This is a genomic window from Neisseria sp. P0014.S009 (genome assembly GCF_051958155.1).
Taxonomy (GTDB): Bacteria; Pseudomonadota; Gammaproteobacteria; order Burkholderiales; family Neisseriaceae; genus Neisseria; species Neisseria flavescens_C.
The window spans coordinates 1-229 of sequence record NZ_JBQCVS010000318.1 but is presented as its reverse complement, the minus strand read 5'-3'; the positions used below and the strand labels follow the sequence as shown (position 1 = coordinate 229).

General features: G+C 56.8%; 1 protein-coding gene. It reads right to left on the bottom strand.

The genetic code is table 11. The annotated features are described in order from the left end of the window. A partial coding sequence (locus ACTHS4_RS12790) for a ferrochelatase (protein ID WP_440366071.1) occupies positions 1-229 on the bottom strand: 229 nt, incomplete at both ends.

Genomic DNA, 229 nt, shown 5'->3' with positions numbered 1-229 from the left:
CATAGGCATGCGCGCTTTTTTTCGGGCGAAAAGTCAATACCACGCCGCGCAATATCGGTTGCCATAAGAGCTTGGGCAGTTCGACAACACGTTGATCGGACAGAAATTCTGTCAAGTAAGGCTTGACTGCGGCAGCAGTGGGCGCGTCAGGCGTGCCGGGGTTGAGCAGCAGGATGGCGGTGCGGTTTTGTGCGGTGTAGGCTAAGGGCGGTTCGGTATGGAAACGGGA